This is a genomic window from Streptomyces sp. NPDC024632 (genome assembly GCF_055559175.1).
Window position 1 is genome coordinate 124,205 of record NZ_JBVHLD010000003.1, and the last position, 26,659, is coordinate 150,863.

A 26,659-nucleotide genomic window follows, 5' to 3' on the forward strand; every position below is an offset into this window, starting at 1 on the left:
CCCTCCGTAGCTCCCCGGCCGCGCCGCGCGACCGCCCTTCAGGGATGTCCGCGAGGCCGATAGAGTCGCTGGCGTGTTCAGGAACGAGTCGTACGGGGGCGGCAAGCGCCGCTCTCTGATCATCGCCGTCGCCGTGGTCGTACCGGCGTGCCTGGCAGGCGGTCTGGTGTACCACGCGGTGGGCGATTCCGGGGGCTCGGAGCAGGACAGCGCGGTACGGGCCGCGCCGACGTCCTCGCCGTCGGCCTCACCGACCTCGGCGGGTACCGGCGACGACGGCCAGAAGGGCTCGGCGCCGCAGGCGGACCTGGCGGGCACGGCCCCGACCGCGCAGGCGACGGCTTCCCCCCGACCGCTCAACACCGCGGGCGCGATGAGGCCGTTGGCGGGAAAGGTCGTCGTCCTCGACCCCGGCCACAATCTCAACAACGCCAAGCACACGGCGGAGATCAACAAGCTGGTGAACATCGGCACCGCCCGCAAGGAGTGCGACACCACGGGGACGGAGACCAACTCCGGTTACGCGGAGGCGACGTACACCCTGGACGTCGCGCACCGGGTGCGGGCGATCCTGCTGGCGCGCGGCGCGCAGGTGAAGCTGACGTACGACGGCGACCGGGCGTTCGGCCCGTGCGTGGACGAGCGGGCCCGGATCGGGAACGCGGCGCACGCGGACGCGGCCCTGTCGATCCACGCGGACGGCGCGCCCGCGTCGGCGTCCGGCTTCCATGTGATCGCGCCCACGTCGGTGCACGTGGGCATCGCGGACACCCGTAAGATCGCGGCGCCCTCGTATCTGCTGGCCACGACGCTGCGTTCGCGTTTCGCCGCGGCGACCGGCGAGCACTTCGCCGACTACCTCGGCGGCGGTACGGGGATGACGGTCCGCGACGACCTCGGCGGGCTCAACCTGTCCACCGTTCCGAAGGTGTTCATCGAGTGCGGGAACATGCGCAACGCTCATGACGCCAAGTCGTTGACGGACTCCGTGTGGCGGCAGCACGCTGCCCAGGGGATCGCCGACGGCCTCACCGCCTTCCTCGAAGGGAAGAGGTGACAGGGCTGTAGCAGTCCGGTATGGATCGTGCACCAATGGTCATACCTGGCTGTCCGGACATGATCACACCCGTACGATGGGGCACCGCCCGATTGAGTACGGCCGAGTTAACCGAACTGACAAAGGACAGGACCTGACGTGAACATCCGCTCCCTGACCCGAGGAGACGGCGCGGTGATCGGAGCAGCGGTGCTGCTGCTGATCGCCTCGTTCCTGCCGTTCTTCAGCTTCAAGTCGCCGTTCAACGGCGCGGAAAGTTCGCGGAACCTGTGGCACTCGGACTACTTCCCGATCCTGCCTTCGGTGACGCTGGCCGCGCTGATCGCCGCCGCCGCGGTGGTGCTGGCGCGTACCGGTCCGCTCGTCGGGCGGCAGATCCTGGGGCTCTCCCTTGAGCAGTGGGCTGTCGCGATCTCGCTGTTCGTGGGCTGGACCGCTCTGTGGGCGACGCTGTTCGACAACCCGGACGGCGTCGACAAGGGCGCGGGCAACTGGCTGACGCTGCTGTTCGGCGTCGTCATCGCGGTGGCGGCCCCGCTGTCCAACCGTCTTCCCGCGCTGAAGGCCCCGCTGCTCGGCGCCCCGCGGCCCGCGGCCCAGCCGTACGGTGTCGGCCCCGGCCAGCAGCCGTACGCGGCGGGTCCGCCGCAGGCCGGTTACGGGTACCCGGGCGGCGCGCAGTCCGTCGAGACGCCGTACGGTCAGCCGCAGCAGGCCCAGCAGCCGTACGGTGCGCAGCAGTCGGCGCCGCAGCCGGCCGCCGCGCAGGGTCCGTCGTCGGACTTCACCGCTTTCTGGTTCGCGGTGCCGGTCCCGCGTCCGTTGTTCGCGGAGGACAACCCGGGTGCGCAGATCGCCGAACTGACGCCGGGTACCTGGTACTTGGCCGTGGACCAGCGCGGCTCCGCGCTGATCGCGCAGACCCAGGACGGGCGGCGCGGTGTGCTCCAGGACAGCAGCGGCATCCAGCGCGGCTGATCGTTTCTCCTTCCGGTACGCGACAGCGGCCGGTCCCGCTCCGGGCCTCCGGACGCCGGGACCGGCCGCTGTTCTTTTCCGCCCGCCCGCCTGCCCGCCCCCCCCAGCCCGTCACCCGGCCCCCAGCCGCCCGCTGCCTGCGAACGGCCCCGCGCCCGGCCGCCGGTCTTCCGGCCCGCGGCGGGCGCGCGTACCCTCCCATTATTCCTGACGCACCGTCAGATCACTTGCCCCCAGGAGGCGTTCATGCGGCTCGGACTCGCGCTCGGTTACTGGGGCCGCGGCCCGGACCCCGGCCATGTGGGGCTGGCACAGGAGGCGGAACGGCTGGGCTACGACTCGGTGTGGACCGCGGAGGCGTGGGGCTCGGACGCCTTCACCCCGCTCACCTGGATCGCCGCGCACACCAGCCGGATCAGGCTGGGCACGGGTATCGCGCAGATGGCGGCCCGCTCCCCCGCCGCCACCGCGATGCAGGCGCTCACCCTCGACCACCTCTCCGGCGGGCGGATGCTGCTCGGCCTCGGCCTGTCGGGACCGCAGGTGGTGGAGGGCTGGTACGGCCGCCCGTTCCCGAGCAGCCCGCTGACCGCGACCCGCGAGTACGTGGACGTGATCCGCCAGGTGCTGCGCCGCGAGGCGCCGGTACGGCTGGACGGCCGTTTCCACGCGCTGCCGTACGCCGGTCCCGACGGCACCGGCCTCGGCCGCCCGCTGAAGCCCATCACCCACCCGCTGCGCGCCGCCCTGCCGGTGCTGCTGGGCGCCGAGGGTCCCAGGAACATCGCCCAGACGGTACGGATCGCCGACGGCTGGCTGCCGCTGTACTGGTCGCCGTTCCGTACCGACGCCTACGACGCGCCGCTCGGCGAGGCGTCGAAGGACTTCATGGTCGCCCCGCTGGTCCGCGCGCAGGTCTGCGCGGACCCGGCCGACGGGCTGCTCCCGGTCAAGGCGATGCTCGGCTTCTACATCGGCGGCATGGGCGCGCGCGGCCGTAATTTCCACGCCGAGCTGATGGGCCGGATGGGGTACGAGGAGGAGGCCGGGCGGATTCAGCGGCTCTTCGCCGAGGGCCGCCGCGAGGAGGCGGTGCACGCCGTGCCGGACGCCTTCGCCGACGAGATCTCGCTGGTCGGGCCGCGTGAACGGATCGCCGACCGGCTCGCGGCCTGGCGGTCGGGCCCGGTCACCGACCTGTTGGTGACCGCGCCCGACCGGGAGACGCTGCGGGTGCTGGCGGAGCTGAACGCCTAGCGGGCGGCCCGGCGGTGGGCTCCGAGCGCGTCAGCCGACGATGTCCTCAGCCGACGATGTCCTGAGCCGCCGCCGCCCTCAGCCGCCGCCCTCAGCCGCCGCTGCCCTCAGCCGCCGATGTCCTTGAGCGACGGCACGTTGTCGGTGACGTCCGCCCCCGCGCTCTTGCCCGCTTCCTTGACCTTGTTGATCACGTCGTCGAAGCTGTTCGCCGCCTGGTCGGCGGAGTCGCCCTTGCGGAGCTTGGCCGGCAGGTCCTTGAGTGCGTCGATGCCCGCCGTCAGCGGTGCCACCGCCTTGCTCAGCGTGGGGTCGGCCTTGGCGTTCCCGGCCGCCGCCTTCAGCCTGTTGTAGGCGAAGGTGCCCGCGAGACCGGCCTTGACCAGCGCGAAGGTCCGGCCGCTCGCGCCCTTCTTGAACTTGCCCGCCTTGTACGGCTTCACGATCCACTGGTACGTGGCCCCGGCCGCGAGGCCCGCGTTGGCGACGAAGCGCGTCTTGGCCAGCTTCTGCTTCTCGACGGTGCTGGTCGGCGACGCGCTCGGGTCCGAACTGCCGGTCGACATGGAGTCCGTGGACTTGCCGCAGGCGGTCGCCGTGAAGAAGGTGACGGCGAGCAGGAGCGCGACGATCGTCCGGCGCAACGGGATGCGTGTCGGCACGGGGACCTCCGGGGTGGCATACGGGCTACGGGTGCGGGGCGTGCGTGATCTTTGGCAGCATCACCCGGCCCCGGTCCGCCCGCCACTCGGGAGTTCTGGCCAGATCCTCACGCTTCGCGAGGGCGCGCCGTCACCGCGGAATCGAAAGGAGTTTCAATCGCCGGAGCCGGGCAATGCGGTTGTCATGGCCAGACGGTATGGCGGTAACCCCGCCGCGGCGATCATCCTCATCGTCGCAGACATCGCTGCACTGATCCTGATCCTGTGGATCTTCTTCTTCGTGTTCGACGCCAACCGGGCGAACGACCTGGTCAACTGGGTCCATCACTCGGCGAATTGGCTCGCGGGCTGGTCGAAGGACCTGTTCACGGTGGACAACGCCAAGTGGCGCACCGTGCTCAACTACGGTCTGCCCGCAGCCGTCTACCTGCTGGTCGCGCACGCGGTGGCAGGCCGGGTCAACCGCGCCTGACGTACGGCACGCGTCTCAGCAGCAGCCCGTCCTGCCGGACGCCTCGGGTTCCAGCCCGACCGGCAGCCGTTCCCCGCTGAATACGGCGGTGGTCGCCTCGTCCCCCCCGAGCGCGGCCACCGCCAGCAGCACGGCGGCGGCGGTCCACGCGGTGCGCTCCACCGGCCAGACGGCGTCGTCGTCGTAGACGTACCCCGTCCAGTACAGGCCGTCGTCCGCGCGCAGGTGCCGCATGTCGGCCAGCAACTGTACGGCGCGGTCGGACTCGCCCACCGCCCAGAGCGCCAGGGCCAGTTCGGCGGTCTCGCCGCCGGTCACCCACGGGTTGGGCACCACGCAGCGGACGCCGAGGCCCGGCACCACGAAGCGGGACCAGCCCTCCTCGATCCGCTCCAGCGCGCGCGGCCCGCGCAGCGCGCCGGACAGCACCGGGTAGTACCAGTCCATGGAGTAGCGGCTCTTGTCCAAGAACCGCTCCGGGTGGCTGCGGATCGCGTGCCCTAGCGCGCCGGTGGCCAACTCCCAGTCCGGCTGAGGTTCTTCGCGGTGCTCGGCGATGGCCAGCGCGCAGCGCAGCGCCTGGTGGATCGACGAACTCCCGGTCAGCAGCGCGTCGGTGACGACTCCCCCGCCGTGCTCGGCCGCCTCCCGCTTCCAGCCGATCTGGCCGCCGGGCTGCTGGAGCCCCAGCACGAACTCCACCGCCGCGTAGACCGTCGGCCACAGCCGGTCCACGAACGCGTCGTCCCCGGTGGACAGATAGTGGTGCCACACGCCGACGGCCACGTACGCGCAGAAGTTGGACTCCTGGCCGCGGTCGGTCGGCCGCTGCGGGTCGCCGTCCTGGTAGGCGGCGTACCAGGACCCGTCCTCGTTCTGGTGCCTGGCCAGCCAGTCGTACGCGGCCCGCGCGCGCTCGTGCTCGCCCGCCGCGTCCAGCGCCATCGCCGCCTCGACGTGGTCCCAGGGGTCGAGGTGGTGGCCGCGGAACCAGGGGATCGCGCCGTCCTCGCGCTGGACCGCCGCGACGGCGTCCACCGTCTCCGCGGCCTGCTGGGCGGTGAGCACACCGGGCAGCGCCAGCCGCTCCGTGCGGTCCGGCCTCCGGCTGGGATACGTCACTTGGCGGCGCCCGGGGCGGCTGTGACGTCGGTGTCGTCCACGGACGGCGAGACGGCGTCCACCGGCAGGTGCGGCTTGGTCGCGTAGGCCACGAAGCTCTTGCCGATCAGCGGGTTGAGCGCCTGTTCGGCGACCCTTGTGGCCAGCGGTTTCTTCATGATGTCCCAGACCAGCAGCTTGTGGTACAGCTTCACCGGCAGCGCCTTGTCGTTGTCCACGCCGACCGCGCACTTGATCCACCAGTACGGCGCGTGCAGCCCGTGCGCGTGGTGCGTGCCGTACGGGCGCAGGCCCGCCTCCCGCATCCTGCCGAGCAGTTCGTCGGCCTTGTAGATGCGGATGTGGCCGCCCTCGACCTCGTGGTAGGCGTCCGACAGCGCCCAGCAGACCTTCTCCGGGCCGTAGCGCGGCACCGTGACCGCGATCCGGCCGCCGGGGCGCAGCACCCGCACCATCTCGGCGAGGACGCCCTTGTCGTCGGGGATGTGCTCCATCACCTCGGAGATGATGACGACGTCGAAACTCTCGTCGGGGAACGGGAGTTGGAGGGCGTCGCCCTCCATCGCCACCGCCGACGCGCCCTCCGGCGCCTCGCCCTCCTCCTTCATCGCCGCGAACCAGCGGGCGACTTCGCGGATCTCCTCGCCGTTCCTGTCCAGCGCCACCACGTGCGCTCCGCGCCGGTAGCACTCGAAGGCGTGGCGCCCGGCGCCGCATCCGAGGTCCAGCACGCGGTCGCCTGCGGCGAGCGGGAAACGGGTGAAGTCGACGGTCAGCATCAGCGGTTGCTCCCTACCGGGCCGGACTCGGTCTCGGGGGGCACGTCCCCCATACGTTCACCTTGCGCGAGGGCGCGCCCTTCAGGGGCGCGGGGCACCGCGCGCTCGGCCGGTGCGGCGCCGCGGCTCACCGACCGCCCCAGCGGGGCGGACGCGGTCGGTTCCGCGACCACCGGCCCGGTGGCGGCTTGCTCGCGCCCACGCGGCGGCAGCCGCACATCGGACACAGGCCCGCGAGCCCGCGGGGCGGAGGCGATCGCTTCGCGGTACAGGGCCACCGTCGCCTCGGCGGCCCGCTCCCACGTGAAGTGGGCCAGGACGCGGGCGCGGCCGGCGGCGGCGAGCCGTTTGCGAAGGCCGGCGTCGTCGAGAACACGTTCAAGCCCAGCGGCAAGCGCACCGGCGTCGCCCGGGGGCACGGCGAGGCAGGTCTCGCCGTCGGGCCCGGCGACCTCGGGGATGGCGCCGCCGGTGGTGGCGACCAGCGCGGTGCCGGTGGCCATCGCCTCGGCGGCGGGCAGGGAGAAGCCCTCGTAGAGCGACGGCACGCAGGCGACCTCGGCGCCGCGCAGCAGGTCGACCAGCTCGGCGTCGCTGATGCCCTTGACGAATTCGACGGCGTCCGCGAGGCCGAAGTCGGCGATGGCCTCGGCCACGGGCCCCTTCTCCGGCCGTTTGCCGACGACGACGAGATGGGCGTACGGCCGCTGCGCCCGTACCTTGGCGAGCGCCTCGATCAGGAAGACCAGGCCCTTGAGAGGCACGTCGGCGCTCGATGTGGTGACGATCCGGCCGGGCACCTCGGCCACGGAGGGGTCGGGCGAGAAGAGCCGGGCGTCGGCGCCGATCGGGACGGCGCGGATGCGGTCCGGCCGTACGCCCAGGTCCTCGATGATCTCGTCGCGCGAGGAACCGGAGACGGTCACCACGGACGGCAGGCGGCGGGCCACCCGCTTCTGCATCTGCGTGAAGCCGTACCAGCGGCGTACCGACAGCCGTCGCTTCCAGCCCTGCGCGGCGGCCAGGTCCAGGCGGCGGTCCACGGTGATGGGGTGGTGGATCGTGGTGACCAGCGGCAGGCCGAGGCCGAGCAGCCCGTAGCCGAGCGTCTGATTGTCGTGGACGACGTCGAACTCGGCGCGGCGGGCGGCGAGATGGCGCCGGGCACGCAGGCTGAAAGTGAGCGGTTCAGGGAAGCCGCCGGTCCACATGGTGGCGACCTCGAGGGCGTCGACCCAGTCGCGGTACTCGCCGCGCTTGGGGGTGCGGAACGGGTCCGGCTGCCGGTACAGGTCGAGGCTGGGCAGCTCGGTGAGGGTGACGCCCTCGCCGACCGCGTCCAGCACGGGGTAGGGCTGCGCGCCGATCACCTCGACGCTGTGGCCGAGCGCGGCCAGCTCGCGGGACAGGTGCCGGACGTACACGCCCTGGCCGCCGCAGAAGGGATTTCCCTTGTAGCTGAGCAGGGCAATCCGCAGCGGCCTGGCCTGTGAGGTCACTCCGGCCCCCTTCTCGGTCGCGATTGAGCCGGAGCGTAACCGCTGTCGCGCTAATCTAGAACAAGTTTCAGACTTGATGGTACAGAAAGCCAGTCCACCGGCCGCCGGACGGTCGGATCACGCCGCCGGAGGCGGGGCCCGGTGCGGGCCGAGGGTGACTCGCACCACGTCACCCGCCCTGCCATCATGCACGCAGCGCGGGACACCGGCGGCACGGGCCGACCGGCCCGCGGACCGGCACGCAAACGGGTACGGGAACGGCACGGGATGGGACACATGAGCACTGACTCCAAGCCGTCCAGCCCGCCGCTCCCGCGCGTACCGTCGCACTCCCCCGCGCCGCACTCGCCGCCGCTGACGGAGCGGCAGGAGGCCCGGCGCCGCCGCATCCTGCACACCAGCGCGCAGCTCGCCTGCCGGGGCGGTTTCGACGCCGTGCAGATGCGGGAGGTCGCCGAGACCTCGGGCGTCGCGCTCGGCACGCTCTACCGCTACTTCCCCTCCAAGATCCATCTGCTGGTCGCGACCATGCAGGACCAGCTCGGGCAGTTGCACGGGACGCTGCGCAAGCGGCCCCCGGTGGCGGCCGAGCCGGCCGACCGGGTCGCGGAGACCTTGATGCGGGCCTTCCGCGCGATGCAGCGCGAGCCGCATCTGGCCGACGCGATGGTGCGCGCCCTCACCTTCGCCGACCGTTCGGTCAGCGCCGAGGTCGACACCGTCTCGCGGCTGACCACGGCGATCATCCTGGACGCGATGGGCCTGGACGCGCCCCCCACGGCCGAGCAGCTCTCGGCCGTCCGGGTCATCGAGCACACCTGGCACTCCGCGCTGGTCACCTGGCTCTCCGGCCGGGCCTCGATCGCCCAGGTGAAGATCGACATCCAGACGGTCTGCCGTCTGATCGACCTGACGTCCCCCGAGTAGCGCCCGCGCGGGCGCGGCCCGGCGCGCTCCCGGCCGAGGGTCACGGGCGAAGATCACGGGCGAAGATCACGGGCGAAGATCACGGGCGAAGATCACGACCGTGGCTGGCCGCCACCGCCCGGCGACCGGGGCCCCACGACCCCTTCACGGGAACTTCACCGGGCCCTCGCCGACCCGTCGCCCGTCGTACCGTCGGAGCGGGATCGCCGGTAACCGGATACCCGGTCAACACACTTACACCTCAAGGGAGTTGACTGTCCGCGTGCGCGTAAGCGCGCGCAGCATATGGGGCAATAATGCCCCACTGCAACCTTGTCTCCGAAATTTCCAGAAACGATCTGGACCCCGCGTGAGCGGAACGGCAGACTCGGAACCACCATTCAGAAGGGACACCATGCCGCTCAGAAGCACCGCAACCGCCCGCCAGGAGCGCCTCGGTGCGGAGCTACGGAAAATGCGGGAAGCCGCAGCGATCACCGCGCGGGACACCGCGCGGCTGCTCGGCACCGACCCGGCGAAGGTGAGTCACATCGAGGCCGGGCGGCTCGGCGTGAGCGAGGAGCGGTTACGCAGACTCGCGGCGTTCTACGAGTGCGGCGACACCGCGCTGATCGACGCGCTCGTGGTCATGGCCAACAGCCAGGGCCGCAAGGGCTGGTGGGAGACCTACCGCGGCGTCGTACCGGCCGGGCTGCTGGACATCGCCGAGCTCGAACACCACGCCACCCGGCTCCGTACCATCCAGATCACCCACATTCCGGGTGTGTTCCAGACCGAGGACTACACCCGCACGGTCTTCGGCTACGCCATCCCGCCGTTGCCGGACAACGAGCTGGAGGCGCGGGTGGCCCAGCGCATGGAGCGTTCGGGAGTGCTCTACCGGGAGACGGCGCCGCCGTACGAGGCGCTGATCCACGAGGCCGCGCTGCGTATGCGGTTCGGCGGCGGGAAGGTGGCGCGCGCCCAGCTCGAACACATCCAGGAGCTGAGCCATCTGCCGCACATCAGCGTGCGGGTGATCCCCTTCGCGGTGGACGGTCACATAGGTTCCGGCCACGCGATGCTCTACGCGAGCGGTCCGGTACGGCCGCTCGACACCGTTCAGATCGACTCCGCACACGGCATCAGCTTTCTGCACGCGGCACCGCATCTGTCCAATTACCGCGTGCTCTACAACACTCTCGCGGAGGTTGCGCTGGATCAGTCCCGGTCACGGGACTTCATCCGCGACATCTCCCAAGACCTCTGAAAGGCCCGCCGATGATCGCGCCCGCGCCGCTCGTTTGGCAGAAGTCCACGTACTCGCAGGAACAGGGCGAGTGCGTCGAGCTGGCCGAGGACGGCGGCGCGGTCCTGCTCCGCGAGAGCGACGACCCAGGGGTCGTGCTGTGTACGACGCCGACCGCGCTGGCCCGCTTTCTGCGGGCCATCAAACGCGGCGGGTGAGGCGGGGACGGTTCCGGGCCGCCGCGCCCGGTCCGGCCCAGTCCGGACCGGCCCGGCCCGGCCCGCAAGGGTGACGACGGGTAGCCCGGCCGGGTGATTCCGGCCGGGCGGGCTGTTCACACCGTCCGTCCGGTCACTCCTCCGGCGGGAAGACCGGCTCTCCCGACCCCTGCACGGTCAGGGTGATGGCCTCCACCGGGCAGCTCTCGGCCGCCGCGAGGAGGCCCTCCGAGGCGTCCGCCTCCGCCTCCACCGCGCGGGACTGGCGGGGCACGCCGCCCAGCACGAAGGCGCCGGGGGCGCCGATCGCGCACAGTCCCGAGCCGATGCAGACGGAGCGGTCCACGTCCACGTGCCAGCGGTCGCCCATCAGTCGGTGCCGCCCGCCGTGCCGCCCGCCGTGCCCGCTGCCCCGGCGGCCTCCCGCGCCGGGGCGGCCGGGTAGTCGGCCGGGAGGTGGATCATCTTGTGCTCCAGGTACTCGCTGAACCCCTCGGGCCCGAACTCCCGCCCGAGACCTGAGTCCTTGTAGCCGCCGAAGGGGCCGAGCATGTCGAGGCTGAAGGTGTTGACGGAGTACGTGCCGGTACGCACCTGGCGCGCGATGTCGATGCCGTGCTCGGTGTCGGAGGTCCACACGCTGCCGGACAGGCCGTAGTCGGAGTCGTTGGCGATGCGTACGGCGTCGGCCTCGTCGTCGTACGGCAGCAGGCAGATCACCGGGCCGAAGATCTCCTCGCGGGCGATCCGCATCCCCGGCGCGACGTCGCCGAACAGCGTCGGCTCGACGTACCAGCCGGTGTCCAGGCCGCTCGGCCGGCCGCCGCCGGTCAGCACCTTGGCGCCCTCGCGCTGGCCGATCGCGATGTAGTCCAGGGAGCGCTGCCGCTGGCGTTCCGCGACCAGCGGGCCGACCTCGGTGGCCGGGTCCAGCGGGTCGCCGACCACCAGCGCGGAGGCCGCCGCCGCCAGCCGCTCGGCGATCTCGTCGTAGTGGGTACGGGGGGCCAGGACGCGGGTCTGGGCCACGCACGCCTGGCCGTTGTTCATCCACGCGTTGGGCACGATCCCGGCGACGGCCGCCGTCAGGTCCGCGTCCGGCAGGATCACGGCCGCCGACTTGCCGCCCAACTCCAGTGTCACGCGCGTGAGATGGCGCGCGGCCACCTCCATCACCCGCTTGCCCGCCGCGACCGAGCCGGTGAACGACACCTTGTCCACGCCGGGGTGGCCGACCAGGTACTCGCTGACCTCGCGTCCGGCGGGCACGATGTTCAGCACCCCGTCAGGCAGCCCGGCCTCCCGCGCGATCTCCGCCAGCAGGTAGGCGTCGAGCGGCGACTCCGGCGACGGCTTGAGCACCGCCGTGCACCCGGCGAGCAGCGCGGGCCCGAGCTTCGCCGCCGCCGTGAACTGCGGTACGTTCCACGGCACCACGGCCGCGACGACGCCGACCGGCTCGCGCCGTACCAGGATCGGCCCGAGCGCTCCGGCCCGCCGCTCCTCGTAACGGAAGTCGCGCGCCACGGTGATCGCGGCGTCCCAGACCATCATCGCGCCGAGCGCCTGGGCCAGGACGCTCCAGGAGACCGGTGAGCCGTTCTCCCGGCTGATCAGCCGGGCTATCTCCTCGTGCCTGACCAGGACGGCGTCCTTGATCCGGCCGACGACCTCGATCCGTTCCGCCAACGTCGAGCGGGGCCAGGGTCCTTCGTCGAACGCGGTGCGGGCCGCCGCCACCGCCCGGTCCACATCCGCCCGCGACGCGTGCGGCACCCGTCCGAACACCCGCTCCGTGTGCGGCGACACGACCTCGATCGTCCCCCCGTCCCCCGCCGGATCGACGAACGCCCCTCCGATGAACAGCTTTCCGTGCTCGATGAAGTCGGAACCAGGACCGGGATCGTTCATCGCTGTCGCCTCCGCCGCTCTCGCTGTCTCCGCTCGAACCATTTCTGACGCTCAGTCAGAACTGATACCAGTTCTCGTTATAGTGGGCAATGGACGCGGCACGCCCGGCGGCGGCCGGAGAGGAGCCATCCCATGGCGGACCACGGCACGGCTGGCCGGCGGGAGGAGCGGGGTCGGGTGGTCGACCACGGCGGCGGGGTGTGGAGCGTGCCGGTGCCGATTCCCGACAACCCGCTCGGGTACACGCTGGTGCACCTGCTCGACACCGACGACGGGCCGGTGCTGGTGGACAGCGGGTGGGACCATCCGGACTCGTTCGCGGCGCTGGAGCGCGGGCTGCGGGAGGCGGGCACGTCGGTGGGTGACGTCCTGGGTGTGCTGGTGACGCACCACCATCCGGACCACCACGGCCTGAGCGCGCGGGTGCGGGAGGCGTCGGGGGCGTGGATCGCGATGCACGCGGCCGACATCGACGTGGTGCGGCGCACGCGGGAGGCCGAGCCGGGTGTGTGGGTGGAGTACCTGCTGGCGCGGCTGGCGGCGGCGGGCGCGCCCGAGGAGCACCTGGCGCCGCTGCGCGAGTACGGCGGGCAGGCGCTGCCGGGACGGCCGCCCGCGCTGCCGGACCGCGAGATCGTCCCCGGCGAGCGGCTGCCGCTGGCGGGGCGCCGGCTGCGCGCGGTGTGGACGCCAGGACACACGCCGGGGCACGTGTGCCTGTATCTGGAGGAGAGCCGCCGGCTGTTCTCCGGTGACCACCTCCTGCCGGAGATCTCGCCGCACATCGGCCTGTACGAGGACCCGGACGCCGTCGTCGAGACGGACCCGCTCGGCGACTACCTCGACTCGCTCGAACGCATCGCCCGCCTGGCCCCCGCCCAGGTGCTCCCGGCGCACCAGTACGCCTTCGCGGGCGCCGCCGGCCGGGTCGGCGAGCTCCTGGAGCACCACGCCGCGCGCCTGGCCGAGCTCCTCGCCCTCATCACCCCCGGCCCCCGCACCCCCTGGCAGCTCGCCGAGGCGCTGCCCTGGAACCGTCCCTGGTCGCGCATCCCCGCGTCCTCGCGGACCATCGCCGTCTCCGAGACCGAGGCGCATCTGCGGCGGCTGACCAAGGCGGGGCGCGCCGAGCCCGTGCCGGGGTCCGACCCGGTGACGTACCGGGCCGTCTAGCGCGGCACCGGGACGTTAGGGTGTTCCTCATGCTCCTGCGCCGCCGCGCCACCACCGTGGCCACCGTCGCCGTCCTGGCACTGGCCGCCCTGACGGCGGCGCCGTCCGCCGTCGCCGCGTCGCACGACACGCGGTCGCGCGTGACGGCGGCGAGCGCGACGGCCTCGCCCAGCCCGACCGGCGACACGAAGAAGGACGGCGGATCGGCGGGCACCAGTACGTGGCTGATCGTCAGCATCTTCTTCGTCGCGAGCGTCGGCGTGGGCTTCCTGCTCAGCGGCCGCAAGGGCCGCAGGCAGCGCTGACCCCCGCGCGGGGCTCGTCCGGGCGGTGCTTCACAGCCGCTGGATGATCGTGCCCGTGGCGAGCGCGCCGCCCGCGCACATCGTGATCAGGGCGAACTCCTTGTCGGCGCGCTCCAGTTCGTGCAGCGCGGTGGTGATCAGCCGGGCGCCGGTGGCGCCGACGGGGTGGCCGAGCGCGATGGCGCCGCCGTTGACGTTGACCTTTTCGAGGTCCTGGTCGAAGACCTGGGCCCAGGACAGGACGACGGAAGCGAAGGCTTCGTTGATCTCGACGACGTCGATGTCCCGCAGCGTCATCCCGGCCTTGCCGAGGACGGCGCGGGTGGCGTCGACGGGTCCGTCGAGGTGGAAGTGCGGGTCGGAGCCGACCAGGGCCTGGGCGACGATCCGGGCGCGGGGGCGCAGGTGCAGGGCGCGGGCCATCTTCTTGGAGGCCCACATCACAGCGGAGGCGCCGTCGGAGATCTGCGAGGAGTTCCCCGCGGTGTGGACGGCGGTGGGCATGACGGGCTTGAGCCCGGCGAGCCCGTCCATGGTGGTGTCGCGCGGGCCCTGGTCGCGGTCGACCAGCCGCCACATGCCGAGCCCGGCGTGCTGCTCGTCCTCGGTGGTGGGCACCTGGACGGCGAAGGTCTCGCGCTTGAAGCGCTCCTCGGCCCAGGCGCGGGCGGCGCGTTCCTGCGAGATGAGGCCGAGCCGGTCGACGTGCTCGCGGGTGAGTCCGCGGCGGCGGGCGATCCGTTCGGCGGCCTCGAACTGGTTGGGCAGGTCGACGTTCCACTCGTCGGGGAACGGCTTGCCGGGCCCGTGCTTGGAGCCGCTGCCCAGCGGCACCCGCGACATGGCCTCGACTCCGCAGCCGATGCCGATGTCGATGACGCCCGCGGCGACCATGTTGGCCACCATGTGGTTGGCCTGCTGCGAGGACCCGCACTGGCAGTCGACGGTGGTCGCGGCGGTCTCGTAGGGCAGGCCGACGGCGAGCCAGGCGTTGCGCGCGGGGTTCATGGACTGTTCCCCGGCGTGGGTGACGGTGCCGCCGACGATCTGCTCGACGGCGTCGGCCTGGATGCCGGTGCGGCCGAGCAGTTCGCGGTAGGTCTCGCCGAGCAGATAGGCGGGGTGGAGGTTGGCGAGCGCGCCGCCGCGCTTGCCGATCGGGGTGCGTACGGCTTCGACGATGACGGGTTCAGCGGCCATGAAGCTCGTCCTCTTCTCAACTAAACTAGTACGCGTTCTAGTTCTTCCCGCAGTCTTATTACCCGCGGTACGGCGCGCGCAAGAGTCGCGCACGGCCCACGTCGTTCCCGTACGTGATCCACACGCCCGCGGCCCTTGCGACTTGTGGAACTCGTTACTACCTTCGGTCGTATATCTGATGGACCGTCAGACAACTTATGACACGTCAGACCTGGAGTGCCGATGCCCTGTCCCGCGCTTCCCGAAGGCTTCGACTTCACCGATCCGGACGTCTACCAGGACCGCGTCCCCCTCCCGGAACTGGCCGAACTCCGGCGGACCGCCCCGGTGTGGTGGAACGCCCAGCCGCACAACACCGCGGGTTTCGGAGACGACGGCTACTGGGTGGTGACCCGGCACGCGGACGTCAAGGCGGTGTCGACCAACCCGGAGGTCTTCTCCTCGTACACCAACACCGCGATCATCCGCTTCAACGACCGGATCAGCCGCGACCAGATCGACGTGCAGCGCTTCATCATGCTCAATATGGACCCGCCCGAGCACACCCGGCTGCGGCAGATCGTCCAGCGCGGCTTCACCCCGCGGGCGATACGGGCCCTGGAGGACGCGCTGCGGGCCCGCGCCCAGCGGATCGTGACCGGCGCGGCGGAGGCGGGCCGGGGGAACTTCGTCACCGACGTCGCGTGCGAACTCCCGCTCCAGGCCATCGCCGAACTCATCGGCGTGCCGCAGGACGACCGGCTCAAGCTCTTCGACTGGTCGAACAAGATGGCCGCGTACGACGACCCGGAACTCGCCATCACCGAGGAGATCGGCGCCGAGTCGGCGATGGAGCTGATCTCGTACGCGATGAACATGGCCGCCGCCCGCAAGCAGTGCCCGGCCGCCGACATCGTCAGCAAACTCGTCGCCGCGTCCGACGAAGGCAGCCTGACCTCCGACGAGTTCGGCTTCTTCGTGCTCGTGTTGACCGTCGCGGGCAACGAGACGACGCGCAACGCCATCACCCACGGCATGCACGCGTTCCTGACCCACCCCGAGCAGTGGGAGCTGTTCAAGGAGCGGCGCCCGGACACGACATCGGACGAGATCGTCCGCTGGGCCACCCCGATCGTGTCCTTCCAGCGCACCGCCACCCGGGACACCGAACTCGGTGGCGCGAAGATCAAGGCGGGCGACCGGGTGGGGATGTTCTACTCCTCCGCCAACAACGACCCCGAAGTCTTCGACGACCCGGGCACGTTCGACATCCTGCGCGATCCCAACCCGCACCTCGGGTACGGCGGCGGGGGCCCGCACTACTGCCTCGGCGCGAATCTCGCCAAGCTGGAGATCAACCTGATGTTCAACGCCATCGCCGACAATCTGCCGGACATCCGGCTGCTCGGCGACCCGCGGCGGCTGCGCTCGGCGTGGATCAACGGGGTCAAGGAACTGCGAGTCGACTACGGGGGCCCTCACCGTAGGTGAGAGCCCCCGTCAGTCCGCTGTCGTCAGCCGTCGGCCGCGCGCCTGCGCCCGCGCGCGGTCCGGTCCGGCTCCGGCTCCGGCTCCGGCTCCGGCTCCGGCTCCGGCGTCAGATGCCGGTCGTCAGCAACTGCCGTGTCATGTCGCGGTACTTGGTGAGCGCGATCCGCAACTCCTCGGTCCCGGTGCCGTCGCTTCCGTCGTCACCGTGCCACGACCCGCGCAGCGCGGTGCGCCGCTCCTCCAGCAACCGGGTCAGCCGCGCCGCGGCCTCGTCCAGTACGGCGTCCGCCTCGCGCACGGCGCGCTTCGGGTCGTCCACGAAGCCGCCGACCGCGCGGTCCATCCGCCGGCTCAGCCGGTCCACTTCCTCGGCCCCGCCGTCGGCCGCACCGGACGTGCCGTCCGTCGCGGTCGTGGACGTGTCCGTGTGCGCGGACGTGTCCGTACGTGCGGACTCAGACGTGGAGGTGTCCGTACGTATGGACGCGGGCGTGGATGTGTCCGTACGTATGGACGCGGGCGTGGATGTGTCCGTACGCGTGGCCGTGGTCTCCGTCTCGGAGGCGGTGCCGGGCTTGGTGGCGAACGCCGAGGTCCCGGTGCCGGGACCGGACGTGCGCTCGGCCTCCGGCTCGGTCGCGGTGGTCCCGGTCGTCGACTCGGCGGGCGTACGCGGCGCCGGTACGGACGTGCTCGCGCTGGTACCCGTGCCGGTCGTCGCCCGCCCGGTGTCGGAGCCGGAGGTCCCGGCAGCCTCAGCGGTTTCGGCGGCCTCAGCGGTCTCGGAGGACTTGGAGGCCCCCGAGGTCCAACGGGCCGATGTGCCCGAGCCGGTGGAGGAAGCCGCTTCGGGCTCCTTCTCCCGCTGTTCGGAGAACTCGGACCTGTCCAGTCTGCCGGGCCGGTCGGTCCCGGACGACGCCTTGGAGGCGGCCCGGCTCCCGGTGCCGGTCTCGGCCTTGTCGGCCTCGGACTCGGACCCAGTGCCGGTCCCGCTCCCGGTCCCGTACGTGGTCGTCCGGGTCTTGCCGGACCCGATCCTGTCCGTGCCGTTGCGCTCCGTGCCGGTCCGGTCCGCGCTGCTGCGGTCCATGCCGGTCCTGTCGGTGCCGGTCGCGGCCTTCTCCGCCTCGGTCTTCTCGGCCTCGGCCCGGTCGGTACCGGTCTTCTCGGTGTCGCGGTCACTCATCGCTTCATCTCCCTGTCCGTGGTCCTGCTGAGCCGACTCGTCCGGCCGGCGCAGGGTGGTGCACCCCGCTTGGGGGGTCGAGCGGCGCCCAGCCGAACGTCACAGACGTTCGTCCGCGTCGTCGTGCTCCCGCCGCCCGCCGCTAAGGGCCGCGAACCGGCCGCCGAGCGCACCGCGCCGACCGCCCGCCTTCGCGTCCTCGTCGGCCGCGGCGTCGTGCTCCACGACGGGCTCGTCGGCCTCGTCAGCCCGCTCCGTGGTGTTCTTCGTTCCGCGCGCGCTCTCGGTCATCAGCTCGTCGAAGAGCCCTCGCGCGCCCAGCAGCGCCTTGCGCAGGTCTTCCGTGGACTGCCGCTTCTGCGGCGCCGCGGAACCGGGGGCCCCTACGGAGTCGACCAGCGTGTGGGCCTGGCGGTAACCGTGCACCGCGTGCGGGTGGTGGACGGACAGCGCGTCGAAGTGCTCCGGCTCCCGCGCGGCCGGGAAGCCCCGGTCGGCGGCGATCTCGCCGATCAGCGCGTCGGCCTGGCCGACCGCCGCGACGGGCTCGTCCACGAACCGCGCCTGGAGCGCGGTCCAAGCGGCGGTGTACCGCTCCCGCTCCTGCTCGGAGACGGGTCGCAGTTCGAGGTCGCCGTGGCGCTTGACCCGCTCGGCGAGTTCCGCCCGGGTGGCCTTCACATCGCCGTCGTGCCGTTCGAGCACGCGGTCGTACTCGGGTCCGAAGCGATGCTTCAGCCGCGCTCCCGAACCCACACCTCCCGTACCGTCGCCCCTCATCACCAGGGTCGCGATCAGCGCCAGGACAATCAGCGCCACTACGACGATGGCTACAGTCGCTCCGGTGGACATGGCGTGCCTCCCGTTCCTACGGGTCGTCAGACAGTGACGTTCTCTCCCTGCTCGGCTTGCCACTGCCAGGCACCGCAAACGGACGGCTTCAGGACGACGGGCTCGAACCCTCAGGCCGGAGGCGTACCGCCGGCCGCCGGCTGGTGCCGCGTACGGCCCTCGGGGCGGTCCCCGTCGCCGCCGCACAGTTCGCCGCTCAGCTTCGTGACCAGGGCGGCCAGGTCGGCGTGGGCGGCCGGGTCCCAGTCGCCGAGCAGATCGGCGAGGACCGTGCGCCGCGCCTCGGTCAGGCGTCCGGCCAGCGCGTGTCCGGACGCGGTGAGGACCAGCGGACCGCCGTCGCGTACGGCGAAGCCGCGGGACAGCGACTCGTCGGCCGCCGCCTCGATGACCTCGGCGGGCACGGTGGTACGGGCGGCCAGCTCGACCGGGTCGCCCTCGCCGTCGTGGGCCAGCCGCAACAGCAGCCAGCTCGTGGCGGGGTGGATGTCGAGCCCGGCCAGACCGGTGATCCGGGTGTAGAGGTCGCGGCGGGCTTCCCGGCTGCCGAGCAGCGAAAGGCAGCGGGCGATCTCGTCGAGCGAGGACCGCTCCACCGGGTTGGTGCCGAGCGTCTCGCTGGCGTCCGGCACGGTCACCGTGCCCCGCAGCGGCTGCTCCTTGAGCAGCCACGCCAGCAGGAAGCCGACCAGCACGATCGGCACCGCCCACAGGAAGACGGTGGTGATCGAGTTCGAATACGCGTGCAGCACGGGCCCCTTGACGGCCGCGGGCAGCTTGCCGACCGCCGTCGGGTCGGCCTGGAACTGCGCCGGATTGACCCCGGCGGGCAGCGACTTGCCCGCGAAGGCCGATGTCAGCTCGTCGGAAAGGCGGTTGGCGAAGATCGTGCCGAACAGCGAGACGCCGAAGGACGCGCCGATGGAGCGGAAGAAGGTGGCGCCCGAGGTGGCCGAGCCCAGGTCCTCGTACCCGACGGCGTTCTGCACGGCCAGCACCAGCACCTGCATCACCAGGCCGAGACCGAGGCCGAAGACCAGGAAGTACAGGCTCATCACCCAGGTGCTGGTCGTCTCGTCCAGGGTGTGCAGCAGGACGAGTCCGACGGCGATGACGCCGGTGCCCGCGATCGGGAAGACCTTGTAGTGGCCGGTGCGGCTGACGATCTGCCCCGACACCGTGGACGACAGCAGCATGCCGATCACCATCGGGATCATGTGCACGCCGGACAGCGTGGGCGAGAAGCCGTGCACGACCTGGAGGAAGGTCGGCAGGAACGTCATCGCGCCGAACATCGCGAAGCCGATGATGAAGGAGATCACCGAGCAGAGCAGGAACGTACGGTTGCGGAACAGCTTCGGCGGCAGCACCGGCTCCTGCGCGCGGCGCTCGATCGCCACGAACAGCGCGATGAGGACGACTCCGGCGACCGCGAGGCCGATGATCCCGGCCGAACTCCACGCCCATGTGGTGCCGCCGAGCGAGGTCATCAGCACCAGGCAGGTCGCCGCTGCGGCGATCACCGCCATGCCGAGGTAGTCGATCCGGTGTGCCGTACGGCGGACCGGGATGTGCAGCACCGCGGCGATCACGGCGAGCGCGATGATCCCGATGGGGAGGTTGATGTAGAACACCCAGCGCCAGGAGAGCTGCTCGGTGAACACCCCGCCCAGCAGCGGCCCGAGGACGCTCGCCGCGCCGAACACCCCGCCGAACACACCCTGGTAGCGACCGCGGTCGCGCGGCGGCACGATGTCGCCGACGATGGCCATCGACAGCACGATCAACCCGCCGCCGCCCAGGCCCTGGAGGGCCCGGAAGGCGATCAACTCGCCCATGTTCTGGGCGATTCCGCAGAGCACGGAGCCGATCAGGAAGATCACGATGACGGTCTGGAAGAGCCGCTTCCTGCCGTACATGTCGCCGAGCTTGCCCCACAGCGGGGTCGCCGCGGTCGACGCCAGCAGATAGGCCGTCACCACCCACGACAAGTGGTCGATGCCGCCCAGTTCGCTGACGATCGTGGGCAGCGCGGTGGACACGATGGTCTGGTCGAGGGCGGCCAGCAGCATGCCGAGCGCCAGGGCGCTGATCGCGATCCGCACCGCTCGCTTGTCCTGGTGCTGCCCCGGCTCTGCCGCCGCCGGGCCCGCGGCGGTCGTGGTGTCCTGGGCCATGGAACGGCTCCTCGCGTCATCCCCCGACGGTCGGAACCTTATATTCCCACCATTTGTACGACTTTGGCCTCCGATACTCGCCCACTTGTGCGGTCAGCGGGCTGCGCTCGCCGCCGGAGGTCGGCATAATCGGCACGTCTTTGCGAATATGCGAAATGCGAACGACGGCCGGGAGGGGAACCAGTGGCGCCGCAGCCGGACGCTGCCCGCGAGGTGGACGCCGAGTCGTCCTCGGCGGGGATACCGGTCGTGCCCGGGGTGCCGCACGCTTCGCCCGAGGTGACCGCCCCGCGGCCGACGCCGCCGCCGAGCGAGCTGGTGCCGCCGGGGGCCCTGGTCACCTGGGACGACTCGGCCGAGCCGGGCCCGCCCGGCCTCCCCGGCGAGCAGGACGAGGGCGGGGAGACGCGGGCGGCGGAGCGTTCCGCCGCGCGGGCCGCCGCGCTCGCCGCCACCGAGGGCTTCCACCCGCTGCGGATGCGCCCCTACGTCGCCGAGCCGGACGGCGAGGCGGGCGAGACGACCGTACGGCCGCTGCTGGCGCCCGGCGACGGCGGTCCCGAGACCGCCGATGTCGGGCTGTTCGCCGCGCTGTACTCCGGCGTGGAGTACGCGCCGAGGGGGGACGCCGAGGCCGGGACCCCGGCCGCGTTCGCCGGGGCGGCGGCCGGGACCGGGCTGTACCAGGACCGGGGCAGGCACCGGCGCCGCAGACGGGGCCTGGTGGTGGCCGCGGCCGCGGTCGCCGCCTCCGCGCTGGCCGCGGGCGCCGTCGCCGTCACCGGACAGGTCATGGGCGACGAGCCGCGCACCGACCGGGCGCTGCCGCCGGACCGGACGTCCTCGATGCCGGACGTCGAGCTGCCGACGGAGTCCACCGCCGTCGTGGGCACCGTGGCCGTCGGCGCCCCGCGCCACACGCCCGCGCCGACCACGACCTCCGCCGCGCCGGTGGTGCCCGAGACCGCCACGGCGCCGCCGTCCCCATCTACGACGGCTCCCGCCGCCACCGGCTCCACGCCGTCGGCCCCCGCCGCGCCCGCCACGACCGGCTCCACGCCGTCCGCCCCCACCGCGCCGGCCGACCCGGCCCCCACCACGCCCCCCGTCACCCCGACCTCCCCCGCCTCCAAGATCCTCCAGTTCGGCGACACCGGCGCCGCCGTCTCCGATCTCCAGCAGCGGCTCCGCGACGTGTGGGTCTACCACGGCCACGTCAACGGTTCCTACGACCAAGGGGTTCGCGAGGCCGTCGCCATGTTCCAGATCTGGTACGGCGTCCGCGGCGACCCCATCGGCGTCTACGGCCCCCAAACCCGCACCACCCTCGAACACCAAACCAGCTAGCGCCGCTCCCCGAAGATCGGGCGCCCCCTCAAGACCCCGGCCTCCGCCCCGACGCTCCCGCACCTCACCACCCGCCCCGGCGGGACAGATCGGTTGTGCCCGGACCACCGGCCGGTGATGGGTTACCCGCGCAGTTCCCCGCGCCCCTGACGGGGCGCACCTCTTTCGCCCAGGCTGCGGGAGGACCTGGTTTTTAGGGGCGCGGGGAACTGCGCCACCAGCCACGACGCTCCTGCACGTCACCACCCGCCCCAGCGGGGCAATCCGGTAGTCCCCGGACCACCGGCCGGTGGGGGCTGGCCGCGCCGTTCCCCGCGCCCCTGACGGGGCGCACCGCCTTTCGGCCGGACGGCGAGCCGATCTTTAAAGGGGCGCGGGGAACTGCGCGACAAGCCACGACGCTCCTGCACGTCACCACCCGCCCCAGCGGGGCAGACCGGTTGTCCCCGGACCACCGGCCGGTGGGGGCTGCCCGCGCGGGCGGCGCGCCGCCGGAGGGGGTGGAGGTTCTAGGGTCGAGGGATGGTCACGCAGGCGTTCGGGATCGCGGAGTTCCAGCTGGTGCTGCTGCGAAGAATGGCGGACCACCAACCGGAATTGGTGGACGAGGCGCTCCGGTCGCTGGGAGCGACACACGCCCAGGCACGCGAGGCGCACAAGAGGTGGCAGGCGAGAGCCCACTCGCGCACGTTCCCGACCGGTGAGCGGAGGTACAGGACGGCGCTGGGCCCTCCGGAGACGGAGGAGGAGCGGCGGATCGGCGACCTGACGTGCCGGGCCCTGCGCTGGCCGACACCTCTGTGGCCGGACCTGAGATTCGAGGTGCTGTGCGCACCGGGCGGCGGCTCGGCGGTGTGGAACGAGTGGCTCGTACGGGCCCCGGAAGCGCCCGCGCCAAGGCTGCGGGAGGTGGCCGACCTGACGCCGTGGTCGTGCACGGTGGACGACGCGGCCAGGGCCTTCCCGCCCGCGGAACCGCTGCCGCCGGACGCGCCGAGCCGTACCCGCGTGGCGCTGACACCGCCCGGCGGCGGCGCGAGGGTGGTCGCGCACTTCACATGGGGCCTGTTGCAGTACGTGGACCAGGGGGACTGGCGCTGAGCGCCCCACTTTTGTACCGTGAGGGAACAAAGTGGTTCCGCCCGCTTCCCTGACCGGCGGGCGGAACCACGTTGCCGTTGATCACCGATGTGCCGAGGAGCCCCAGAACATGCCCGTCCTCTCCGCGAAAGCCCTGCTGCTGGACATGGACGGAACGCTGGTGAATTCGGACGCCGTCGTGGAGCGCTGCTGGCGTGCCTGGGCCGGCCGCCACGGCCTGGACGCCGACGCGGTGCTGAAGGTCGTGCACGGCCGCCAGGGCCACGCGACGATGGCCGTCCTGCTCCCCGACCGCCCGATGGCAGAGAACTACGCGGAGAACGCGCTGATGCTCGCCGAGGAGACCGCCGACACCGACGGTGTCGTGCAGGTGCCCGGTGCCACCGCCTTCCTGGCCTCGCTCGACGGCCGCCCGCACGCGCTGGTGACCTCGGCGAGCGAGGAGCTGGCCACGACCAGGATGGCCGCCGCGGGCCTGTCGCTGCCGCCCGTCATGGTGACCGCGGAGCGGGTGAGCGCGAGCAAGCCGGACCCCGAGGGCTTTCTGAAGGGCGCGGCGGAGCTGGGCTTCGCGCCCGAGGACTGCGTGGTGTTCGAGGACGCCGAGGTCGGCATCGCGGCGGCGCGGGCCGCCGGAATGCGCGTGATCGGCGTCGGCCCGCGCGCCGCGGTCCACGCGCCCACCGCGCACGTCGACTCACTGGAGCGGGTACGGGTCGAGGCCGTCGCGGACGGCGGCCTCCGTATCGTCGTCGACTGAGACGTACGGACGCGACGTACGGACAAGACGCACAGCCGAGACGCACGCACGCGACGCACGCACGAGCCGTAAGGCCGTACGGGGACGCGTGAGAACGAACGGGCCGGACCCTCGTCAGGGTCCGGCCCGCCGTGCCGTACGGCCCCGCGGAACGTCAGCCCGCGGCGGCCTCGTACAGGCTGAATCCGGCGAGCACCACCATCACAGCTGCCGCGATCTTCGTGATCAGCGCCAGCGGCACCCGCTTCATGAGCAGCCGCCCGCCGAAGATGCCCAGGGCCGCGACCGCCCACAGGCCGAGGACGGCGCCGATGCCGACCGAGACCGGGTCGTCGTAGCGGGCGGCGAGATTGGCGGTCATGATCTGCGTGAGGTCACCGAATTCGGCGACCAGGATGAGCATGAAGCCGGTGCCCGAGACCTTCCAAAAGCTCTGGTTGGCGGGCTCGCGCACCTCCTCCTCGTCGTCGCCCTTGGAGAAGAGCAGCATGGCCGCGCCGCCGAGGAAGAGCAGTCCGACCACGCCCTGGACCCAGCGGTGCGGCAGCAGGGTGAGCAGGCTGCCCGCGGCGATGGCGAGGGCGACGTGGACGACGAAGGCGGCGGCGACGCCCACGAAGACGTACGAGGCGCGGTAGCGGGTGCCGAGCATGAGCCCGGCGAGCGCGGTCTTGTCGGGGAGTTCGGCAAGGAAGATCACGCCGAAGACGACGGCGATGACGGTCAGGCTGAGCACGGGGTCTGGTCCTCAATCGGTCGGGCGCCGCACCGAGAGATCCAGGGGAACGTCAAGCCGTATCTGAGATCGCTTCGGCACGGCAGCGTCGGAACACTGCGGCCGAAGGTCTCGCTGGCGGGCTGTACGCGCATCGCGCGGCACATCCGCCTCCGGGCGCCGGCTCAGAACAGCGAACTGCGGCTGAACTGAGCAGTATGTCGACGGTCCGGCGAAGAGCTACTCCCCTTCTGCTCCGACGAGTCTACGCGACGCCCGAACGGGGTACCGCACCGCGCGGTCGCGGGGCCAGGCCCCCCGGTCCGAAGGCCCGGTCACAGGGCCGGAACGCGGGTGATGCGGCCCCGCGCGACCAGTTCCAGGACGACGGAGACCGCGACCGCCTGGACGGCCATCAGCGCGATGAGGACGAAGAACTGCACGGCACCGGCCGACACGGGGCTCGCGCCGCCCAGCAGCATGCCCACGAAGGCGCCGGGCAGGGTCACCAGGCCCACCGTCCTGGTCTGGTCGAGTCCGGGGACCAGCGCCCCGGAGGCGGCCGGTCTGGCGATCTCCAGGCGCGCGTCGCGGTCGGAGAAGCCCAGCGCCATCGCGGCCTCCACCTCGCCCGCGCGCAGCTTCAGCTCCTCCAGGGCGCGCCGCCCGCCGAGCACGGTGGCGGTGAGCGCGCCGCCGATGAGGATTCCGGCCACGGGGATGAGCGCGATCCCGTCGATCGGCACCAGGCCGGTCAGCACGAGCACGACGACCACCGGCAGCGCGCCCACCGCGACGGGCACCGCGGCCCACCACCAGGTGCGGTTGCGGGTGATCCGGCGCCCCGCGGTCCGCGACGCGACCGCGAACATCAGCGCCACGAAGCCCAGCAGCGCCGCCTGGTGCTTGACGACCCAGCCGATGAGGGCGGCGACCACCGCGAGCTGTACGGCCGCCCTGAGGCCCGCCAGGGCGATGCCGCGCGCGTAGTTGTCGTGCTCGTCGGCGAGTCTGGCGTACGCGGCGACCCCGGCGGCCGCCACGAGCAGCGCGGCGAGAACGAAGCCGAGGGTCTTGTCGACCGGCAGCAGGGAGGAATTCGAGGCCAGCGACGTGGACAGCGTCTCGTGGGTGGACACTGGAGGAGCGGGTGCGGAAGCCACAGCGTCACTGTAGGCGGGCGCCCGCCCGGCGCCCCCGCCGATTCCCGCGCGGATCGTACGGATTTCCGATCAGTTCTCTGATCAGCGATGAACGGTCCCGGCGGAAAGTATTCTCGTAGTGATGTCTACTACGTCACGTGCCCTCGCCGGTTCCGGCGGTGCCCCTTGGCGTACGCTGTACGGCTGACGGTGGATGAAGATCTTCGACCACCGGACAGCACCCCTTCAGGACCCGGTTCGACGAGGCGGAACGCCGACGGAGAGCCGGACAGCACGGCAAGTACGAGGTGCCCGGCATCAGACGGGCGCTCCACGGGTACGAATTCAGCCAAGGACGAGGAGGCGCGGTGCTGCAAGGCCTGGGCTCCCTTTTCGACTGGCCCTGGATCTACGTGCTCGTGGCGAGTTCCGTGATCCTCGACGTCTTCGTGCCGGTGCTGCCGAGCGGTGTGCTGGTGATCAGTGCCGCCACCGCCGGGACCGCCAGCTCACGCGATGACATGCTCGACGTCTTCGCGCTGCTGGTGTGCGCCGCCGTCGCGTCCTGCCTCGGCGACCTGCTGGCGTACCGGCTGGCCTTCCGCGGCGGGGACTGGTTCGACCGGAGAGTGGCGTCCTCGCGGCGCCTGGCGGGCGCGCACGAACGGCTCGGACAGGTACTGCACCAGGGCGGCGGCGCCCTGGTGATCCTCGCCCGCTTCGCACCGGCCGGCCGCAGTGTGGTCAGCCTGGGCGCGGGCGCCGCCCGCCGCAGCCCGCGCGAGTTCCTGCCCTGGTCGGCGTTGGCCGGGGTCGCCTGGGCGACGTACAGCGTCGGACTCGGCTGGATCGGCGGCAAGTGGCTGGGCGCGAGCTGGCTCGGCACCCTGATGTCGTTCGTCGCGCTGCTGGGCGCCGGCGCCTTCGCCGCGTACGTCTTCCGCCGGGAGCGCCGCAGCGCGCTGGCCGCGGCGCTGGCCGCCGTGCCGCTCACCATCCCGCCGCAGGTGACGCCCCCGGACCGCGGCTCGGTCGTCGAGGCGCTGTAGCCGCCGCGGCCTCCGCGAGCGGTGGTTCCTAACCGCCGCGTGGCCGCCGCCTCACCTCGGGTGCGGTCC

The 26,659-nt window shown here is 72.1% G+C and carries 26 protein-coding genes; 14 read left to right on the forward strand and 12 right to left on the reverse strand.

Features of this window, described 5'->3' with window-relative positions; genetic code table 11:
* Positions 1-73 precede the first annotated feature (73 nt).
* The 3 genes from ACZ37P_RS07835 (at position 74) to ACZ37P_RS07845 (ending at position 3,292) form a co-directional block, all read left to right on the forward strand.
* Positions 74-1,057, forward strand: coding sequence for an N-acetylmuramoyl-L-alanine amidase (locus ACZ37P_RS07835; protein ID WP_467345504.1), 984 nt, complete (start codon positions 74-76; stop codon positions 1,055-1,057).
* A gap of 138 nt (positions 1,058-1,195) precedes the next feature.
* Positions 1,196-2,035 carry a hypothetical protein gene (locus tag ACZ37P_RS07840; RefSeq protein ID WP_355345391.1) on the forward strand — a complete coding sequence of 280 codons (840 nt, stop codon included), beginning with the start codon at positions 1,196-1,198 and terminating at the stop codon, positions 2,033-2,035.
* A gap of 246 nt (positions 2,036-2,281) precedes the next feature.
* A complete protein-coding gene (locus ACZ37P_RS07845; RefSeq protein ID WP_355345394.1) occupies positions 2,282-3,292 on the forward strand; it encodes an LLM class F420-dependent oxidoreductase in 1,011 nt (336 codons plus the stop codon).
* A gap of 107 nt (positions 3,293-3,399) precedes the next feature.
* On the opposite strand, the gene ACZ37P_RS07850 is transcribed toward ACZ37P_RS07845, so the two are convergent.
* Positions 3,400-3,954, reverse strand: coding sequence for a hypothetical protein (locus ACZ37P_RS07850; protein WP_401304220.1), 555 nt, complete (start codon positions 3,952-3,954; stop codon positions 3,400-3,402).
* Positions 3,955-4,138: 184 nt separating this feature from the next.
* On the opposite strand from ACZ37P_RS07850, the gene ACZ37P_RS07855 reads away from it, so the two are divergent.
* Complete coding sequence (locus ACZ37P_RS07855; protein ID WP_188285062.1) at positions 4,139-4,426, forward strand: hypothetical protein; 288 nt, start codon at positions 4,139-4,141, stop codon at positions 4,424-4,426.
* 15 nt (positions 4,427-4,441) lie between these two features.
* Here ACZ37P_RS07855 and ACZ37P_RS07860 read toward each other — a convergent pair whose 3' ends face one another.
* From ACZ37P_RS07860 to ACZ37P_RS07870, 3 genes are read right to left on the reverse strand one after another with little or no spacing between them, the layout of a single operon-like run.
* Positions 4,442-5,548: a prenyltransferase/squalene oxidase repeat-containing protein gene (locus tag ACZ37P_RS07860; RefSeq protein ID WP_391160146.1), complete on the reverse strand. Its 1,107-nt coding sequence runs from the start codon at positions 5,546-5,548 to the stop codon at positions 4,442-4,444.
* Entirely contained in the window at positions 5,545-6,327 is a 783-nt protein-coding gene (locus ACZ37P_RS07865; RefSeq protein WP_467345507.1) for a class I SAM-dependent methyltransferase, read from the reverse strand. Before ACZ37P_RS07865 ends, ACZ37P_RS07860 begins: the two co-directional genes overlap by 4 nt.
* Complete coding sequence (locus tag ACZ37P_RS07870) at positions 6,327-7,826, reverse strand: glycosyltransferase family 4 protein (protein WP_467345509.1); 1,500 nt, start codon at positions 7,824-7,826, stop codon at positions 6,327-6,329. Before ACZ37P_RS07870 ends, ACZ37P_RS07865 begins: the two co-directional genes overlap by 1 nt.
* A 276-nt stretch (positions 7,827-8,102) precedes the next feature.
* On the opposite strand from ACZ37P_RS07870, the gene ACZ37P_RS07875 reads away from it, so the two are divergent.
* The 3 genes from ACZ37P_RS07875 (at position 8,103) to ACZ37P_RS07885 (ending at position 10,199) form a co-directional block, all read left to right on the forward strand.
* A complete protein-coding gene (locus ACZ37P_RS07875; RefSeq protein ID WP_188285065.1) occupies positions 8,103-8,753 on the forward strand; it encodes a TetR family transcriptional regulator in 651 nt (216 codons plus the stop codon).
* A gap of 394 nt (positions 8,754-9,147) precedes the next feature.
* A complete protein-coding gene (locus tag ACZ37P_RS07880) occupies positions 9,148-10,002 on the forward strand; it encodes a helix-turn-helix domain-containing protein (RefSeq protein ID WP_188285066.1) in 855 nt (284 codons plus the stop codon).
* Positions 10,003-10,013: 11 nt separating this feature from the next.
* Entirely contained in the window at positions 10,014-10,199 is a 186-nt protein-coding gene (locus ACZ37P_RS07885; protein ID WP_188285067.1) for a DUF397 domain-containing protein, read from the forward strand.
* A gap of 133 nt (positions 10,200-10,332) precedes the next feature.
* Here ACZ37P_RS07885 and ACZ37P_RS07890 read toward each other — a convergent pair whose 3' ends face one another.
* Both ACZ37P_RS07890 and ACZ37P_RS07895 read right to left on the reverse strand, forming a co-directional pair.
* Positions 10,333-10,569: a ferredoxin gene (locus tag ACZ37P_RS07890; protein WP_355345411.1), complete on the reverse strand. Its 237-nt coding sequence runs from the start codon at positions 10,567-10,569 to the stop codon at positions 10,333-10,335.
* On the reverse strand, positions 10,569-12,110 hold the full coding sequence (locus ACZ37P_RS07895) for an aldehyde dehydrogenase (protein ID WP_467345513.1): 1,542 nt from the start codon (positions 12,108-12,110) through the stop codon (positions 10,569-10,571). The genes ACZ37P_RS07890 and ACZ37P_RS07895 overlap by 1 nt, the downstream gene beginning before the upstream one ends.
* Before the next feature lie 132 nt (positions 12,111-12,242).
* Here ACZ37P_RS07895 and ACZ37P_RS07900 point away from each other — a divergent pair, with 132 nt between their 5' ends.
* Complete coding sequence (locus ACZ37P_RS07900) at positions 12,243-13,283, forward strand: MBL fold metallo-hydrolase (RefSeq protein ID WP_467345514.1); 1,041 nt, start codon at positions 12,243-12,245, stop codon at positions 13,281-13,283.
* A gap of 29 nt (positions 13,284-13,312) precedes the next feature.
* Positions 13,313-13,588 (forward strand): hypothetical protein, encoded by a 276-nt coding sequence (locus ACZ37P_RS07905; protein ID WP_355345420.1) that lies wholly within the window; start codon positions 13,313-13,315, stop codon positions 13,586-13,588.
* A gap of 30 nt (positions 13,589-13,618) precedes the next feature.
* Here ACZ37P_RS07905 and ACZ37P_RS07910 read toward each other — a convergent pair whose 3' ends face one another.
* Complete coding sequence (locus tag ACZ37P_RS07910; protein ID WP_355345423.1) at positions 13,619-14,788, reverse strand: steroid 3-ketoacyl-CoA thiolase; 1,170 nt, start codon at positions 14,786-14,788, stop codon at positions 13,619-13,621.
* Between the two features lie 222 nt (positions 14,789-15,010).
* Between ACZ37P_RS07910 and ACZ37P_RS07915 the strand changes: the two genes are divergently transcribed.
* Entirely contained in the window at positions 15,011-16,258 is a 1,248-nt protein-coding gene (locus tag ACZ37P_RS07915) for a cytochrome P450 (RefSeq protein WP_391116527.1), read from the forward strand.
* A 106-nt stretch (positions 16,259-16,364) separates the two neighbouring features.
* On the opposite strand, the gene ACZ37P_RS07920 is transcribed toward ACZ37P_RS07915, so the two are convergent.
* The 3 genes from ACZ37P_RS07920 to ACZ37P_RS07930 all read right to left on the reverse strand — a co-directional run bounded on the left by ACZ37P_RS07920 (position 16,365) and on the right by ACZ37P_RS07930 (position 20,476).
* A complete protein-coding gene (locus ACZ37P_RS07920) occupies positions 16,365-17,447 on the reverse strand; it encodes a hypothetical protein (RefSeq protein WP_467345518.1) in 1,083 nt (360 codons plus the stop codon).
* A 99-nt stretch (positions 17,448-17,546) separates the two neighbouring features.
* On the reverse strand, positions 17,547-18,299 hold the full coding sequence (locus tag ACZ37P_RS07925; RefSeq protein ID WP_355345432.1) for a hypothetical protein: 753 nt from the start codon (positions 18,297-18,299) through the stop codon (positions 17,547-17,549).
* A gap of 110 nt (positions 18,300-18,409) precedes the next feature.
* Positions 18,410-20,476 (reverse strand): MDR family MFS transporter, encoded by a 2,067-nt coding sequence (locus ACZ37P_RS07930; protein WP_401715220.1) that lies wholly within the window; start codon positions 20,474-20,476, stop codon positions 18,410-18,412.
* Positions 20,477-20,659: 183 nt separating this feature from the next.
* On the opposite strand from ACZ37P_RS07930, the gene ACZ37P_RS07935 reads away from it, so the two are divergent.
* From ACZ37P_RS07935 to ACZ37P_RS07945, 3 genes are all read left to right on the forward strand, one after another.
* The gene (locus ACZ37P_RS07935) at positions 20,660-21,823 is read left to right on the forward strand and encodes a peptidoglycan-binding domain-containing protein (RefSeq protein ID WP_467345520.1); all 1,164 of its coding nucleotides are present in this window, start codon (positions 20,660-20,662) and stop codon (positions 21,821-21,823) included.
* Between the two features lie 522 nt (positions 21,824-22,345).
* Positions 22,346-22,924 carry a hypothetical protein gene (locus ACZ37P_RS07940; protein ID WP_467345521.1) on the forward strand — a complete coding sequence of 193 codons (579 nt, stop codon included), beginning with the start codon at positions 22,346-22,348 and terminating at the stop codon, positions 22,922-22,924.
* A gap of 109 nt (positions 22,925-23,033) precedes the next feature.
* Entirely contained in the window at positions 23,034-23,684 is a 651-nt protein-coding gene (locus tag ACZ37P_RS07945) for an HAD-IA family hydrolase (protein ID WP_467345523.1), read from the forward strand.
* 154 nt (positions 23,685-23,838) lie between these two features.
* Here the strand turns inward: ACZ37P_RS07945 and ACZ37P_RS07950 are convergent, their stop codons facing one another.
* Together ACZ37P_RS07950 and ACZ37P_RS07955 are read right to left on the reverse strand one after the other, a co-directional pair.
* Positions 23,839-24,420 (reverse strand): TMEM165/GDT1 family protein, encoded by a 582-nt coding sequence (locus ACZ37P_RS07950; RefSeq protein ID WP_355349992.1) that lies wholly within the window; start codon positions 24,418-24,420, stop codon positions 23,839-23,841.
* Positions 24,421-24,734: 314 nt separating this feature from the next.
* Positions 24,735-25,508, reverse strand: a complete 774-nt coding sequence (locus ACZ37P_RS07955; protein ID WP_467345852.1) for an ABC transporter permease — start codon at positions 25,506-25,508, stop codon at positions 24,735-24,737.
* Between the two features lie 401 nt (positions 25,509-25,909).
* Here ACZ37P_RS07955 and ACZ37P_RS07960 point away from each other — a divergent pair, with 401 nt between their 5' ends.
* Positions 25,910-26,590, forward strand: a complete 681-nt coding sequence (locus tag ACZ37P_RS07960; RefSeq protein ID WP_355349989.1) for a DedA family protein — start codon at positions 25,910-25,912, stop codon at positions 26,588-26,590.
* Positions 26,591-26,659 lie beyond the last annotated feature (69 nt).